Origin of the sequence: uncultured Veillonella sp. (genome assembly GCF_937981445.1) — a bacterium.
Taxonomy (GTDB): Bacteria; Bacillota; Negativicutes; order Veillonellales; family Veillonellaceae; genus Veillonella_A.
Window position 1 is genome coordinate 1 of sequence record NZ_CALJON010000029.1, and the last position, 15,969, is coordinate 15,969.

Consider the following 15,969-nt stretch of genomic DNA (forward strand, 5'->3'; position numbering starts at 1 on the left):
GCCACCTGCAAAGCCGCTTCTTCCATGCGCGCTTGCCTATATTCTAAGCATAAACTTCCAATCATAGTTACTACAGCAAGTAGTACGATACTAATTATTGTCGTTCCACCTAATGCATCTAAATAAAGAAAACCGCCTTCATGAGTAAGGGATTGTTCTCTATTTACAGATACCTCTTTATCAATATTTATCTCTTTATTCCGCCCTAAAATGTCCTGAGTAACATATGGCTCTTTGTTTTGTCTTAAAGCATTATAAACTTTGAGTTTCGTTTTAATGCCTTCGTACACATTAATGCGTAACATCAACCCACCGAACCCGAGCTGTTTGCTGCGAAAAAATGTACTGACGCCCTCTTTGTAATTTCTTGTCATAAATCTCCAAAGTCGATGCATTATCTTGTCCTTCATATCCACTCACATCAATACTATTGCTTCGACGCACATTAATTTTAAGAACCATATGCTCTGGCAATTTTAGAGTCTCTTGGCCCCATAGGCGCTCATACATATTAGTAACATATTCATCCTCATAGACGGTAAACAAATTATACTCACTACTATCAAAACCTGTTCGCCCCTGTAGCGAGGCCAGTTGCGTACGCTTTAGATTGTAATAAAAAAGCCTCGTTGTATTATCAAAGATACGATTTTCATTCGTTACAGCATGAATTGATGTAATAGCTAAACTTGCCAATATACCGAGAATAGTAATATATACCATTAATTCGCTCAATATAAAACCTTTATTAGCCCTATCTGTGCCACTATATGCACCCAAATTTATAAAAAATTCCTTGTATACCACCCACTAATCCACTCTCCCCACAGATAAACTAAAAATATAGCACTACATAAAAAAGGAGCAAAAGGTAGTTGTTTGTTTTTTGTACTTTCTTGTTTCTGCACGTCTATTGTTAAGCGCCCAGTAAATAAACCGAGTTTTTTATAGCCATATCTTAGAACTACAAACAGCGTGCCACTAACAAAAGAAATGTATAAAACAAGCCATAATAAATGAATAGGAACCCAACACATACTGGCGGCTAGCCATTTTACATCACCTAAGCCAAAACTTTGCTTACTCAGTCCCCACAATAGGCAACCAACCATTAATAGCATAATTACTTCTATAATTGCACCAACAATAGACTCCTCTAGTAACCACAATCTAACTAATCCACTTATGAGTATTAAAATTGCACCTTCATCAGGTAAGATGAGGTACTTCATATCGATGGTAGCGCCCATAAATAATACGAATCCGAAGAATATTGTTAATAAAGAAATCGATGTTTGTGTAAATTCAAATGCGCAAAGTATACCAAAACAAATGCCCACAACACTTGAGAAGAGATAGAGTCTCTTAGAACGCCGTTCTCGCCCTAAGATCCATATTTCGCATATATAGGCACTGCCTAAGGCAACTAATAGTCCTACAAAACCATTTACTAAATAATGTACATACCACATAAACTACCTTATGACCTTTTTTAAACATACATAAAACAGCCAGCCTCTTATTTCTATAACTAAATGAATTAAATCAGTCCAGTTATAAAATAATAAGTCGCGGTCTCACGCTCCTTCTGCCAAATCATTTAATTAGCCTCATCACTGGCCTTCACTACAATATGCTGGCCTTTTCCACCTTCATTTGCTTCTGCCGTAATTGTATAGTCCCCGCCTTTAGGTGTTTTTACAGCTTCGGACAAATAGCCTTCTTTGTATAAATCCTCAACAGTAGGCACCGCATCAGTAGATTTATCAATCATATATAATTGTGCTGCATTGCTAATCGTTTGCGTATCGGCTTGAATTTTTGCATCCCGTGCTTTATCACCAGCATTCAAGAATTGTGGCATAGCCACTGCTGCAAGTACAGCAATAATAGCGACAACGACCATAAGTTCCACTAAGGTGAAACCTCCCTGTTCCTCACGTTTACTACGCCTATCCCAACCTTTAGGTCTTGAGAGAAATAGTACCGCTTGTATATTTTTTATCATTCGATTCCACAAATTCATAACTATCCTATACGCCCCTTTCAAATGTACTAATAGTAGATTAAATCCAACTCTTTTGTAGTCTTATAGTACTTGAATCGCTGATACTGAGTTAAACATAGGTAACATAACCGCTATAACAAGTATGGCCACACCGACGCCCATAAAGGTAATCATAAGAGGTTCCATAAGCTGTTGTACTTTATGCATATAGCGAACTGTTAGCTGTTCATAATAGGTATGACAATGCTGTAGCATATCTACCATACTCCCTGATTCTTCACCCATAAGAAGTAGTTCCCATAAAAATTCATTGCCTAAGCCCGTCAATCGCAACGCCTTACTAAAACTTGCCCCATCTTTTACTTGCTGCGCCACTTGCCTATGTAAATAAGTAGCATAACTATTACCCCATAAATTTTCGGACAATTTTAAAAGATCTGTCATACTAATACCAGAGTCAAGCAATACAGCCCAAATTTCAGTCATACGGGCTAGAAAAAATGCATCAAACCATTCCTTCCCATGCCCCAAAAGCCAAAATCGTTTAGCTAATATCTTTTTTGTTGTAGATTGCCTTAAACTAATTAAGATAGTTCCCATAAAACCTAAAGGCAATGAAACACAAAGAAATGGATGGGCCATAAAGATGTCACCTAAGCTAAACAAAAGACGTGTTATCCAAGGCAAAGGAACATTCATAGAAAGTAAAACTTGCTTAAATGAAGGAATAATAAAGCCTAAAGCAACGATTAAAAAAATAAACATTAAAGCTAACAAAAACAATGGGTATGTAGCTGCACTCCATAATTGACGCTTAAATTTCAATTGCTTTTCATAGTACAACTTCACTTGCTTAAAGCTTTGCCCTAATGTACCAGCTGCTTCTCCGGCAGTAATAAGAGCCAGTCCAATCAAAGGGAATTGGGTCAATTCTAGCACCATAGATAAGGACTGACCTTGCTTGATGGCCTCATTAATGAGACCATAGGGAATCTTCTTGCTTCCTTTAGTGCTCAAAAATTGCATAACTCTTCGAATCGAAATTCCCGCTTCAAGCAACAAACTCATGCGATAAGAAAATTCAACAATATCCTTCTCAGACCACTTAGACTTGCTTAAACCATGCGTCTTAGCCTCTTCAATGCGAATCAATTTCCAACCACGATATATGAGTTTTAACTTGACTTCCTCAAGAGACTCCGCCCACAATGAGTTTTCCTGTATCACTCCTTTCTCATCATACACAACATACATAAACTGCTTCATGATACTGCCTCACCTCCTCAAAATTAGGTTTATTTTTTATAAAAATTCTCTATAATTCATCTAAAAGACTATCAAGTTGCTCACAAGGTCCTAAAACAGCCCGTACTTTATTAACAGCCATCTCCATGGTCTGCATAGGGCGTTGCATCTCCTGTATCGACACAATTTGAGGCTCTTTTCTTTGACGAATTAAATTAGCTACAGCCGCATTATTTATCAAAATATCCCGTACCGGTATAAACTGATCACCTTGACGCACTAAGCGCTGACAAATCACGGCACGCAATACTTGAGACAACTGTGCTCGCACTTCTTCTTGCTGCTCTGCTGGAAACATGGATATCATGCGGTTAATAGCCATAACAGCACGCTGCGTATGTAAAGTACAAAATACTAAATGACCCGTCTCCGCCGCATGAAGTGCTGCTTCTAGGGTTAGTCTATCTCGCAATTCACCAATCATAATGACATCTGGATCTTCGCGCAGCGCCTCTTTTATACCTAATGCCATAGACTCTACATCTCGCCCCAATTGCCGTTGATGAATTAAACTCTTTTTATTAGAAAAAACGAACTCAATGGGGTCTTCTATAGTCACAATATGCTTTGCCTCACATTGATTAATATATTGAATACAACTAGCCAAGGTAAATGACTTCCCTGACCCCGTAGGGCCACTAATAATAAATAACCCATCCTTTAACAGCGCTATGTTTCGTAACAAATCACCTTCATCGTTTTGAGGAAGTAAAAGATCATTACTATACAATAAACGTAATGTTGCACAACGTATTTCCTGAGCTTTATACAAATGAACGCGTACACGAATGGAGCTAAATGAAAAAGCACCATCTATCATTTGGGAGTCTTCATTACAAGCCTTATAGATTTGCAAAAATATACTTTCATCACAAATGTTACCCCCTACGCCTGAAAATTCATCAGCAGTGGCAAGTTCGCAACCTCTTACTATATCTGAGCCTAGGCGAAACCAAACTTCTTTGCCTAATTCAATATGCAAATCAGTGGCCTTTAATTTCATGGCCACAGCTAACAATTTATATAACACAGATCCGTAGCCCTCCTTCCTGCATAAATAACGCTACATTACAAAATTCCGACCTTTTGAAGCTCCTCTTTAGTAGTAAGTCCATCATTTAATAAAACTGTACCGGATTCATACAAAGTAGGCTTCACATATTGCGCTAAATTATTCCAATCAATCAACTTCGCCGACACATCCATAAACTCAAAAATCGCCTTACGACCTACACCACGCTCTGTCTTAATGCGAACTAGACGTTGCGCTAAGGATCCTAGCAAAGTGGCACGCACTAAATAATCGGGAATTCCCATGTCTAACAAACGCTCCCTAACACCTACTGCGTCATTCGTATGAATAGTGGCTAGCACACGATGGCCAGTTAATGCGGCTTGTACAGCTAATTCAGCGGTCTCCACATCACGAATTTCGCCTACCATAATCGTATCCGGATCTTGACGCAACACAGCACGTAACGCATAGGGAAAGGTGTAGCCAATTTTAGGATTAATCTGCACTTGAATAGCCCCTGGAATATCCGCCTCTACTGGATTTTCAAGGGCAATTACATTTTCTTCCACACCATTTAATAGGCGCAGCAATGCATATAATGTGGATGATTTACCTGAGCCCGTAGGACCACTAATAAGAAATAAGCCATGAGGCTTTTTTAGTAATTTACATACGGCTCCATAAAGTGCCTTTGACATGCCTAATTCTTGTAAATTTTTGTAACAGTTTTCATTTCCTACAATACGACAAACTATGGTTTCTCCATATACAGAAGGTAATGAAGATACACGTAACATATACGCACGCTCTTCATCCTCTTCCTTAACATGCAACTGATTGCGCCGCTCCGCCACTCGTAACGGTTGACTCCCCTGCATAGGCCCTTTTTGCCAAGACCAGCGACCATCTTGAGGTAGTCGTTTTTCCCCAATATCCATGCCACTCACAATTTTTATACGATTTACAATTTGCTCTGCGCGCCCCTTAGGAATCTCTTCCTTTATTTGGAGGACTCCATGAACTCGTAAACGAATAACTAAACCATGGGCCGTTGCATCAAAATGAATATCACTAGCCTCTTGTTCAATCGCCTCCTGAACGATTCGATCTAATTCGAATTCTACTTGAAACATAAGCCCTCCTAAACTATCTGAATCGCTACAAGCACACTAAACTATTTAAACCGCTACATGTACACTAAACTATCTAAAGCATCTAAATAATATAAGCAATTTAGAATATGTTAAACCTCTTAAACATATTCGCTTCCCCTATAAAGTAAACCGATTTTTAAGCTTGCCTACCTGTAGTATTCTAAGAAAATTCAAAATAACCTATTAAAGCGGCTCATTAAGGTGCTTTTATTTAATAGTCCCATTTTGCATAAACATTCTAATTATATCTTGTTATTCTTGCCAATTAGGATTATACTAACATTAACATTTTGCATATTTACTATTATTTTATAGAATAGCTAGATATGCTAAGGTTGCCTGTATGATGTATTCTTAAGCAATACTTTGTGCGGCACCTAGGTTTAGGGATTTTGTAAGGAGGTATATTATGAAATTAAAGAAATTAACTACTGTATTGGTCTTAGCTGGTATCTTAGCAACAGGTACTGCAATCGCTGCAGAACAAACTCAATTTGCACCAGATGAACAATACTATCCAAAGGATCAACTCATTACATTGGATAAACAAAATGTAGCCAAAGGTGAAGGCACTTTATTTGGCAAATTCTCCTTTACACGTGACCAAGCTAGCAAAGAGTCTGCCATTAAAGAAATTGGCTGGATGACTTTAGAAAAAGGTGCTTCTATTGGCCTTCACACTCATGGTGTCAATGAAGATACATACATCATCATTTCTGGTGAAGGTATCTTCATGGATGGTACTGGTAAAGAAGCAGTAGTAAAAGCTGGAGACATTACAATTGCCCGCCCTGGCCAAGGCCATGCACTTCGCAATGAAAACGAAGAACCACTTGTATTCTTAGACATCATTGCTCAAAATGATACGTATGCATTAAATCATCCACAACCTGAAAAGAAATAATTTGATTACTTTAACTAGTTTTTACTTCAACACTAATAAAAAATAACCATAGACACTCTATACAAAAAAGCTGTAGTCTCAGTAATATACTGAAACTACAGCTTTTTATAATTATGAAATAAACAGCCATTTATATATAAAAAAGAGTAGTAAGTTTTTAACTTACTACTCTCTGAAAATAACATTATATAATTAGATACATTCCAATGAATACGCTACTAATATCAAGACTTCCAGCCCAATTTTAAAGCATCATAAAGAGTGGCATCACTGATTTGAAATAATTCACCTTGTGCATTTAGCAGAGTTAATAATAAGGCCTTAAGCTTTTCTGTTTGTTCTTTGTACATGCCGAAAGACATAGAATGAATTGGCACATCTGTATTTAAAAATACTGCAATCGCCTTTTCCGGATGCTTAGCATCCCAATCAATCAACTCTTTATAAATCTGGCTTTGCAATAATTCTGTTGGCTTTTGCCACTCCTTAGCCCAACGAGTAAGAATAATCATAGCATAGGAATTTAAATTATTCATCCAAATCGTATTAACAGCATGGTTTAATGTCATGCTTAAAGGTCGTTCTTCCCAGTCAGCTTCTTTAGCAGTATCAGCCAAAGCTTGATAATACATTTCATCGTCTTTCATAATAGTCACAGGATTATACATGAGCGACCAAGTCACTATGGATGGATGATTTTTATCTCGACGAATTAAATCTTGAATGGCTTCTTTATGTGCTTCTAAAAGTCTAGATTTAATGTCAATTTTATTAAAATTAGCCTCTCCAAGTTTTAAATCCTTAGATAATAGGCCAGCCCCTGGAATCTCGCCAATCACAAGGAGCCCACAAGCATCTGCCATAGCTAAGACTTCGGAGCCTAAAGGGCGTCCACCACTATAAATGCAATTGCCACCTAAGGCTAAAATCTGAAGCATACGCTGTTTTATCTGCCATGGAGTCATTACTAACTCATCACCATATGGTTTAGACCATAAAACGGCTTTGAGACGCGTCATCTCCCCATTTAACTTAAAGTTACCATTTTCTACAGCTGTAGTACGCAAACCAACTTTAAGGGTATAGGAATCATGTTGTTTACCAAGGCGACTAACTTCTAGCTCTAAGTTATATAAATAGCCTTTTCCAATAGACCAAATCTGAGGGTCATCGATAACGAGTTTGGCATTACCACCCACACCAGTAGCAATAATACGTCCATCACGAGTACGAAGGGTAGCCGTAACAAGACAGTTACCTTGCACATGAGCCATATATTGTAGCACCGCTTTTTCTTTACTAAGCTCCACAGTCTGTACCATTACGTCCGTCAAGCGCGTTGAAGGCACCGTATATAAAGCGACACGCCCGTAAATGCCTGTAGGCACAGAAAAATCAAAATGAGACTGATTCACTCGCTGCCCCTTTGGAGATGTAATCACTTGCCCTGCTGGTAATGCATAAGGTGATAATTCATTATTTACTTTTACAACAATACGATTATCTTCACCATAACGAAGCTGTCTTGTTACATTTAAAGATGAAGAGGTATAAATGCCTTCATGACGTCCTGCTTCAATCCCATTTACATATACAACAGCACGATTCCCAATGCCATCAAATCGCAAAAATACATCTGATCCAAGCCAACGTTTAGGTATAAACACTTGCCGTTCATACCACATAGTGCCACAGTAGGCACGCTCTTCTGGCAACACAAAGACATCCTGTAACGCTGCAGGAACCGGTACGGTCATGTCGCGGGCTACCCCAGATTCATAGCTCTTATCCTTTGATGAATCAAAGGCAAAAAACCATTGGCCACTCAAATCTAGGCAGTCACGAGATGCATTGTCTACTGGCTGTAATAACTCCATAGTACTCATTAATGACTCCTCCTATGCTTTCTCATATTAGTATATACTATATATGAGCTCATAGACAATTAATTTATGTCTAAAATTAAGCACTTTCTTTAAAATCTTATATCAAAAATGTATAATTCCCCATTTTGTTATATGATAAAATATAGACATATATAATAAATAATCCAAGGAGACCTATATGAGCAAAATTACTGAAAACACCCGTTATAATACAATTATCTTTGATTGTGATGGTACACTATTAAATACCCTCAATGACCTAGCAGACACGATGAACTATGTTCTTACTATGCATCACTATCCGACACGTACTATTGATGAAATTCGTAGTTTCGTTGGCAATGGTTTAGGTAAGCTCGTGGAGCGTAGCGTGCCAGCTGGCACATCTTCAGAAAAACAAGCTACTATGTTAGCTGATTTTAAAGCCTATTATGCAGATCACTGGCAAGATAAAACAGCTCCTTATGAAGGTATTTACGAGCTACTTGATGGATTAAAAGAAAAAGGATATAAAATCGCTGTTGTATCTAATAAAATCCAAGAAGGCGTAACCGCTCTCAATGAGCAATACTTTAAAGGCTATTTTCCTGTCGGCATAGGCGAACGGCCTAGACTAGCACGCAAGCCTGAACCGGACATGGTCATCACAGCCCTTGAAGAACTCAAAAGCGCTCAAGACAAAGCTGTTTATATAGGGGACTCTGAAGTAGACCTCGCAACAGCGCGCAATGCAAAACTTCTACCTATCGCCGTTACTTGGGGCTTTAGAGGCGAAAGCTTCTTAGTTGAGCAAGGGGCTCAGCATATTGCCCGAAAACCTAGCGATGTGCTAAGCATATTAGAAGAATTAAATAAATAGACACTCGTTCTGAATCTAAAAAAGCTGTAATACCATATGGTATTACAGCTTTTCTATTACTATTTTTTCTCACTCATAGAAGATACTTCTGGTAAGTCCCATTCTATTTCTTCCCAATACGTTTCTGACAACTCAATATAATCGCCTTTTTTCTTAAAGCTACGATGTAAATATTCAAGTCCACCGTCTACAGCAACAGTCTTACAACTACAAAGTTTTACACCATGAGTCCATGTAGACCCTAGTATATCACCGCAATGACAACACTGAACTTTATTAGAAACAATTCGTTGTACCGTTATTTTCCGATTCATTGTAGCCCCTTAACACTTACGCTTTTAACTTTGCTGCTTCTTTAATGAGCTCCACAGCCAAGCGCGCCGTATCATATAAATCTTTTTCAGGAATATACTCTTCTTTAGAATGTGGATTGCGGATGCCCACGCCTAATACAACACTAGGCACTCCGTAGGCATTAAAGAAGCAGGCATCGCTGCCCCCACCGCCTTCAGTGATATTCACAGGGAATTCTAAATTTTCACAAGCTCGTTTAGCTAATTGTACGGTAGCATGATCTTCAGCTAATTTAAATGGTGAATAGTTTTTAATCACTGTTACTTCTGCAGTAGCCCCCATTTCACGAGCCACAAGTTCAAACGTACGCACTGCATTGTCTGTAAGTTCAGTGAGTTTTTCCTTATCACGACTTCTCGTTTCCATCACAATCTGAGCTTCTTCTGGCACCACATTAGTTTCACGACCACCATGAATAATACCAATATTAGCTGTTGTCTCTTCATCAATGCGCCCTTGCGGTAGTTTTGTAATAATATTAGCAGCCACCACAATAGCACTAATGCCCTTTTCAGGGGAATTCCCAGCATGAGCCGATTTACCAATAATACGTGCCTCAATACGGTTCTTGCCTGGCGCTTTACGAACGATACGGCCAGGGGAATTGATGGTATCAAAAACGAAGCCATATTGTGCTTTTAATAAGGATGAATTCATTACCCGTGAACCATTAACCCCGCCTTCTTCAGCGATATTAAAAACGATTTGTAAATCACCATGAGGGATTTTCTGTTCATCAATGGTACGCAAAGCTTCTAAAATAGTAGCTATCCCCACTTTATCATCGGCGCCTAGTACAGTTGTACCATCCGATGTAATAAGACCATCCTTGAGCTGCGGCTTAACCCCTTTACATGGCTGCACATTATCCATATGAGCCGTCAACATAATCATAGGTGCCTCAGGAATCGTCCCCTTGCGCGTGGCCACTAAATTACCAGCCGTGCCGCCTAGTTTTGTGCCACCATCATCTTCCACTACAGTAAAACCTAATTCCTCTAAACGCTTTGTAAGAACATCAGCAATCTCGCGCTCCCCTAATGTAGGCGTGTACATTTGCAATAACTCAAAAAACTCATTTAATAAACGCTTTTCTTGGATCATAATGGCCTCCCTTTAACATACTAATCTAAGCTAATATTCTATTTATATAGTCTGCTCCACTTTCTTCAAAATCAGCTAAATCATAGAACTGCTTATCAGAAACTTTCATTATTTTCTTCTGGGTCCCCCTTGGTAATTTATCAAATGAATCATGGACTACCACACTTGTAAAAATACATTCTGCCTGTTGCAATGTCAAAATATCTATAATTGTATCTTTTGCTTTAGATTCACTACTAGAAGGAAATAAAAATACTTTTTTATTATTTTTTTCAAATGCATATTGTATTACCAAATCTTGTTCTGCTGACAATGGCTTATAATCAACTTTTGGGTTTAATGATTTTAATGAGGTTAGTACATAATCTGTAAACTTTTTATAAAACAGATTAGCTACCGATTTACGTTGAACTAAAGCTAAACTTAGTACCTTTAAAATCAGTTGTGAATACTGCATTATTGCATTAAATAGCTGATTAATATTACATTGAGTTGAAATTATGCCTGTACTGTAATCAATATTTCCATTATATTGAAAAATAATCTGCTGTAATAATTGTTGCTTTTTATCTGTATCGATATCAAATGTATAAGATAGACGCATTAAGGTCATTCCATAGTCCATAAGGATAATTTGATTTTTATTTCTAAGATCAAGAAACATTTCTACCATATCTCCATCAGGATGATATATGGGAACTAACAATTGATATATATCAGGACGTTTTTCAATTAAATCAAACTGATGTGCAAATGAGTTTTGTAGTTCAGCTTTTATCATAGAAATACTATTAGTCATAATTTCACCTCCTTATTCAAATAATGTTACATTCCAAGATCTTTCAAAATATTGCTTCGCATCTAAAATATTACACATAGTCAGAAAATAATATATAGCACTATCAAAAGTTGTATACGCATCTGTAGGCTCTATTGTTTTCTCAATAGAAAATAACATATCATCTAAAACCTCTAACTTACAACGATGAATATGCGTAACAAAATGTTCTTTAATCCTATCATTACCGCCATGCGGGCCATTGCAACGAAATAATATTGGTGCCTCATCAAACAACGGATTTAAGAGTTGTAAACCAATAGAAAAACACTCAGCCAACGCTTCACTTTGTCTAATAAAAACCCTAAACGATTCTTTATATTTATCAGAATAAACTTGAAAATCTCTTCGCCTAGATCCATTTTTTATTAAGTAATCTTTTTTAGGTTTCTTTACAATTCTCTTAGGTGTAATAATTAGTTTATCAAGATATTCTTGAGTTATTTCTAATTGACCCATGATATTTCTCCCCTATCTAAATATCATTATATCTATTATAAGTTTTGTACGGTAAGATAACAATACATAAAACCTTTCCTCTACATATAGAGTTCAATTAATATACAACAATCCACAATTAATGAAACGTATGTTTGGTTTTATTGTAACATTTTTGCAATATTTATACAATTAATTTCGCTTTTACCCCCTTATTCTCCTTCTTTTCTTCTAAAAAAAGAGCAGCCTTTTGAGCTGCTCTTCATCCCCATACCCACCCTACATATATAATCAATGATTGGTATTATCCGCGTTTAATTTGTAAGCATAACCTGTAAGTTGTATGGGCAAAATTTGTAAATCGTGCCGCGCCCCACAGCTGGAGTCAACATAGACAGGGTATCATTCGCCTTATATATGCACCTTAACAATCTATGGAAATTTATAATTCACTATATTCGACATACCAATTTGTTTTTTGAATCATTCGGTCTAATTCACGAGCTGCTTTAGCATATTTATCCGCTTCTTTTTGTAATGATGATGCCTCTAATACAGGTAGCACTTTAATCTCAGACTGTCTACCACGAACATTGGGCACACTATACCGTGCATATTCACTATATGCTGAAGAAAGTCTAAATAAGTAATCACGGCGAACCAAAGCAGCCTGCAATGTTTCTCCTGTTGCTCTATCCTTATCATCTAGTACATAATTAGACGCATTAATGCGCTGAATATTCGTAATCAACTGTAACAACTCTTCACTCTTTTGATGCTTAACCTTAATAAGAATCTGCGGATCCTCTTGAGGAATCTCCCCCTCTTGAATCTGTAGATTTCGTTCAATTCGGTCGTGAAGATTATTTACAATCCCCATAAGTGTGCTACGTTCCATAATAGCTTCTGCTAGTTTCATGTGTGTCACCTGCTTTTATAAATACCGCTTCGCTTCCAACGCTTCTTGTTTATCCTCTGCGGAGGCCTTATGCTTTCGCTCTCCTAACAATTCATCAGGCCTTGAAACAAGAGGATCAATCCAATCGGCCTTGGCTAAAATCCAAGATACAAGTTCATTATCATTGGATTGACTTGATAAAATATTGGCATACATTCTAATATCTTGAGCTAATTTATAATCCTCAATTGTGTTCAACAAAGCCCTCGTCTTTTCTTTTTCTTTATTAATTTGCTCTAATAATAATTCTTTTCGTTTTTCTTCTTCTAACCACAGACGATATTTTTCTTCTCTAGCTTCTCGTTCTTCTTTTACACCCCTATATTCTTCATAAATTGAAGCAATAATTTCTGGCATTAAGTTCTCAAGTTTTTTAGCTTCTCCATCTTTTATAAATTTTCGCTGATTAAATTTTATACGAAATATCCCTGTTGGCACTTTATCATATTTTCTAATTTGTGGCTTCGTTGCCCATTTATTATTCTTTACTGCATCTTCATATATGATTAAATCTCGTGCTTCTTGCTTTGTGATTTCATGAGGCACTTGATTTAATCTTTCTATAATATCAAATCTAACTTCATCTTCACCAAATTTGAGCGTGCAATTTTCAGTAACTTCAGCACCGAGTAACTCAAAAGTTTTAAATAAAATGTCTAGTAAAGAATATAATCGTGGTAGACCACTTTTTGAAACATCCATAACAAACCGTGGTTCATTTATATACTCACCAGTACTATAATCATAGTAATTTCTACGATCCTGACGACGTCTATTTAACCATGCCTCAATACTATTCTTTAGTTTTACTACACGAACATGTAATCGTCCCTTTTTAGATACGTCTACCCCAAAAGCAATCTTTTCGATTCTTATTATATCTTCCATAGGCAAAAAAGATAACTGTTCTTTAAATTTTTCATGTTCATAATTCTTAATATCATTATCAGTCATATCACTTTTATCTAAGCCAGAATTTAATGATTTTACTTCAATTGTTCTATTGGATTTACGTTTCTCTAAAATAAGAATCTCATCTTCATCAAAGTCTTCTAAAGCAGGTTTTAAAGTTGATACATCTTGACCGGAGTGTAACTTCCCCCAATACACATTATCTGGTTTTGGTATACGGTAATATTCACAAATCCGTTTTAGTTCTATTATTGATGTATTATATTTATTAGCTACTTTAGTTATACCTAATTCCCATAATTCATTATAAAAACTCTCTCGCGATACTTTTACTATATCATTCCAACTCATCTTTTATCGCCTCATTCAGACTAATTGATAATTTATTATCTTCACATGAATATTTCCCTAGCGAAAACCCATATTCAAAAAGTTCTAAATCTTTTGTTCTGAGTTTTCGCTTAATATAAAAAGTAACTCTTGCCTTAACTTTCCAAACTCATCTACCATTGTATTTAGGCTTTTTTCTATATTTTCTACGTGTACTTCTGAAATTGTTCCATGCTTATATGCAATTAATCTATCCGGAACAATATGATATGACCAACTTTCGCTAAATCTACAATCTCGTTCTTCATTATGAATAGCAAACCCTATAGGTAGCAAATTATTCCTCATCCCAACACCTACAGCTAAATGGGATATCCCTAGATAATCACCTGCTATTTTTAAGGTGACCTTCTTACAATTTCTAATATCCTCATCCGTATATTTAGCCATGATGACGCCTCCCTAAGTAGCATCCTAATCTTCTATTAAATACTTTTTACATGCAATAAAACGTTCTCTCCCATACTCTATATATTCTATTATTTACTAAAAAAATCCTTTAAAACATTACTAGCATTTCCAAGTTTCTTACATTCTTTTAGTTTCATCTCACAAAAAGTCAAATATCTCATTTTTTATAGCTCAATATATGACACGTTATAAAGAATATTATCTAATAGGGTATTCCCCACGACCTTTTAGCCGTTGATGTAAAAACTTACCTTTAGATGGTGAAGAAAGAAATGCATCAAATAACTCTTGAGTACAATTAGGATAATGATATACATGACCATTTAAAAAGTGTACTTCAATGATACCTAATTCATAGCCAATAGCAGCTATATTAGATGATATAACCGAAAATAATTTCATACTGCCACTCCTTTATATTAAATAGAAATACTATTATCATTTATATGTACTAGTAATACTCTGATCAAATTTTATATTCTTAACATTCCCCTCATTTCTCTTAAAATCTACTGAGTACTAACTTCATTTATCTCAGCATCTTCAGCCTCAATAAACTTTAAAATAGAATCTATTTCTTTTTTTAATAAATCGTCATTAATATCAATAGCCGGTTGAAAAATATTCATATTCCCATCAAAGTGATTAAAATCATTTATTAACGTTTTTTTAGAGGTCAAAAATACTCTTTTTCTCGTAGTTTCTAATGATTTATCTTTATATGCCTCAACAATTATTTTACCTAATTGTAAATAGTCCCCTTTAATTGAGTATTTACGACATAATACCTCTTCAATTATCAAGCGTAATGCTAAATATGAAAACGAATGAACTAAAGTCCTATTTAACAATCTATATTCATCATTATTAATTATTTGTAAATCATTAAGGTTTTTACTACCAAGTAAACCTTTAAAAGCATCGATTACTCCTACTGAATCGATACAAAAACTATCAAACTTTTCGTTCTTATAGTCTTTTAAAAATAAATCATTATAAACTTTACCTATATCAACTACTTCACTCTTATATCCATGCATAACTTGTGTAAGCTGTTCTTTAATTGAAGATGAGACCAAACCAGAATATCCTCTTATAAAAGGTATCAGAGAAATTAAATATATAAGGCTATCCTGAATCTCTAATTCATGTGGATTTTTTAATAATTGAACAAATGCCTCGATATTACATACTAAACTACTTTCAGTATTACTTAACTCAATAAATCCATTTTCACATCCTGAAAAATTGTTAAAAATATATAATCTATATTTATTACCATTTTGACCATGCAATAATCGCAATAAATCTGTATTGTGAGTTAAAACTATTACCTCCTTCTTTTCTAAAATCTTTACTAAAGCATATACAATTTTATTTTTATATATTGAATCAAAACTTGATATAGGGTCATCGATAACTATTATTGGCTC

Annotated in this window: 19 protein-coding genes; 2 read left to right on the forward strand and 17 right to left on the reverse strand. The window is 35.9% G+C overall.

Annotated elements, in window-relative coordinates; genetic code table 11:
- The 7 genes from Q0376_RS04665 to Q0376_RS04695 all read right to left on the reverse strand — a co-directional run.
- The coding region (locus Q0376_RS04665) for a hypothetical protein (protein WP_298704681.1) at positions 1-305 on the reverse strand (305 nt) is incomplete at its 3' end.
- On the reverse strand, positions 292-780 hold the full coding sequence (locus Q0376_RS04670) for a Tfp pilus assembly protein FimT/FimU (RefSeq protein ID WP_298704684.1): 489 nt from the start codon (positions 778-780) through the stop codon (positions 292-294). The genes Q0376_RS04670 and Q0376_RS04665, both read right to left, overlap by 14 nt.
- Before the next feature lie 2 nt (positions 781-782).
- Positions 783-1,472, reverse strand: coding sequence for a prepilin peptidase (locus Q0376_RS04675; protein ID WP_298704687.1), 690 nt, complete (start codon positions 1,470-1,472; stop codon positions 783-785).
- 128 nt (positions 1,473-1,600) lie between these two features.
- Positions 1,601-2,008: a competence type IV pilus major pilin ComGC gene (locus Q0376_RS04680; protein WP_298704690.1), complete on the reverse strand. Its 408-nt coding sequence runs from the start codon at positions 2,006-2,008 to the stop codon at positions 1,601-1,603.
- A gap of 81 nt (positions 2,009-2,089) precedes the next feature.
- Positions 2,090-3,274, reverse strand: a complete 1,185-nt coding sequence (locus tag Q0376_RS04685) for a type II secretion system F family protein (protein ID WP_298704691.1) — start codon at positions 3,272-3,274, stop codon at positions 2,090-2,092.
- A gap of 49 nt (positions 3,275-3,323) precedes the next feature.
- On the reverse strand, positions 3,324-4,343 hold the full coding sequence (locus Q0376_RS04690; RefSeq protein WP_298704693.1) for a type IV pilus twitching motility protein PilT: 1,020 nt from the start codon (positions 4,341-4,343) through the stop codon (positions 3,324-3,326).
- A 38-nt stretch (positions 4,344-4,381) separates the two neighbouring features.
- Positions 4,382-5,461, reverse strand: a complete 1,080-nt coding sequence (locus tag Q0376_RS04695; protein ID WP_298704695.1) for a GspE/PulE family protein — start codon at positions 5,459-5,461, stop codon at positions 4,382-4,384.
- A gap of 430 nt (positions 5,462-5,891) precedes the next feature.
- On the opposite strand from Q0376_RS04695, the gene Q0376_RS04700 reads away from it, so the two are divergent.
- Complete coding sequence (locus tag Q0376_RS04700; protein WP_298704697.1) at positions 5,892-6,386, forward strand: cupin domain-containing protein; 495 nt, start codon at positions 5,892-5,894, stop codon at positions 6,384-6,386.
- Positions 6,387-6,610: 224 nt separating this feature from the next.
- Here Q0376_RS04700 and Q0376_RS04705 read toward each other — a convergent pair whose 3' ends face one another.
- Entirely contained in the window at positions 6,611-8,272 is a 1,662-nt protein-coding gene (locus tag Q0376_RS04705) for a sugar-binding domain-containing protein (protein ID WP_298704698.1), read from the reverse strand.
- A gap of 178 nt (positions 8,273-8,450) precedes the next feature.
- Between Q0376_RS04705 and Q0376_RS04710 the strand changes: the two genes are divergently transcribed.
- Positions 8,451-9,131 carry an HAD family hydrolase gene (locus Q0376_RS04710; protein ID WP_298704700.1) on the forward strand — a complete coding sequence of 227 codons (681 nt, stop codon included), beginning with the start codon at positions 8,451-8,453 and terminating at the stop codon, positions 9,129-9,131.
- 59 nt (positions 9,132-9,190) lie between these two features.
- Here Q0376_RS04710 and Q0376_RS04715 read toward each other — a convergent pair whose 3' ends face one another.
- The 9 genes from Q0376_RS04715 to Q0376_RS04755 all read right to left on the reverse strand — a co-directional run.
- Positions 9,191-9,445 (reverse strand): hypothetical protein, encoded by a 255-nt coding sequence (locus Q0376_RS04715; RefSeq protein WP_298704702.1) that lies wholly within the window; start codon positions 9,443-9,445, stop codon positions 9,191-9,193.
- A 16-nt stretch (positions 9,446-9,461) separates the two neighbouring features.
- On the reverse strand, positions 9,462-10,589 hold the full coding sequence (locus Q0376_RS04720; protein WP_298704704.1) for a M20/M25/M40 family metallo-hydrolase: 1,128 nt from the start codon (positions 10,587-10,589) through the stop codon (positions 9,462-9,464).
- A 25-nt stretch (positions 10,590-10,614) separates the two neighbouring features.
- Entirely contained in the window at positions 10,615-11,388 is a 774-nt protein-coding gene (locus tag Q0376_RS04725) for a DUF1828 domain-containing protein (RefSeq protein ID WP_298704706.1), read from the reverse strand.
- A 12-nt stretch (positions 11,389-11,400) separates the two neighbouring features.
- Entirely contained in the window at positions 11,401-11,886 is a 486-nt protein-coding gene (locus Q0376_RS04730) for a hypothetical protein (protein ID WP_298704708.1), read from the reverse strand.
- Positions 11,887-12,307: 421 nt separating this feature from the next.
- A complete protein-coding gene (locus Q0376_RS04735) occupies positions 12,308-12,784 on the reverse strand; it encodes a DIP1984 family protein (RefSeq protein ID WP_298704710.1) in 477 nt (158 codons plus the stop codon).
- Positions 12,785-12,799: 15 nt separating this feature from the next.
- Positions 12,800-14,086 carry a hypothetical protein gene (locus tag Q0376_RS04740; RefSeq protein WP_298704712.1) on the reverse strand — a complete coding sequence of 429 codons (1,287 nt, stop codon included), beginning with the start codon at positions 14,084-14,086 and terminating at the stop codon, positions 12,800-12,802.
- Between the two features lie 84 nt (positions 14,087-14,170).
- On the reverse strand, positions 14,171-14,515 hold the full coding sequence (locus Q0376_RS04745; protein WP_298704714.1) for a hypothetical protein: 345 nt from the start codon (positions 14,513-14,515) through the stop codon (positions 14,171-14,173).
- 219 nt (positions 14,516-14,734) lie between these two features.
- Positions 14,735-14,938, reverse strand: a complete 204-nt coding sequence (locus tag Q0376_RS04750; RefSeq protein ID WP_298704716.1) for a KTSC domain-containing protein — start codon at positions 14,936-14,938, stop codon at positions 14,735-14,737.
- 107 nt (positions 14,939-15,045) lie between these two features.
- Positions 15,046-15,969, reverse strand: a 924-nt coding sequence (locus Q0376_RS04755; protein ID WP_298704718.1) for a hypothetical protein, incomplete at its 5' end; no start/stop codon positions are given.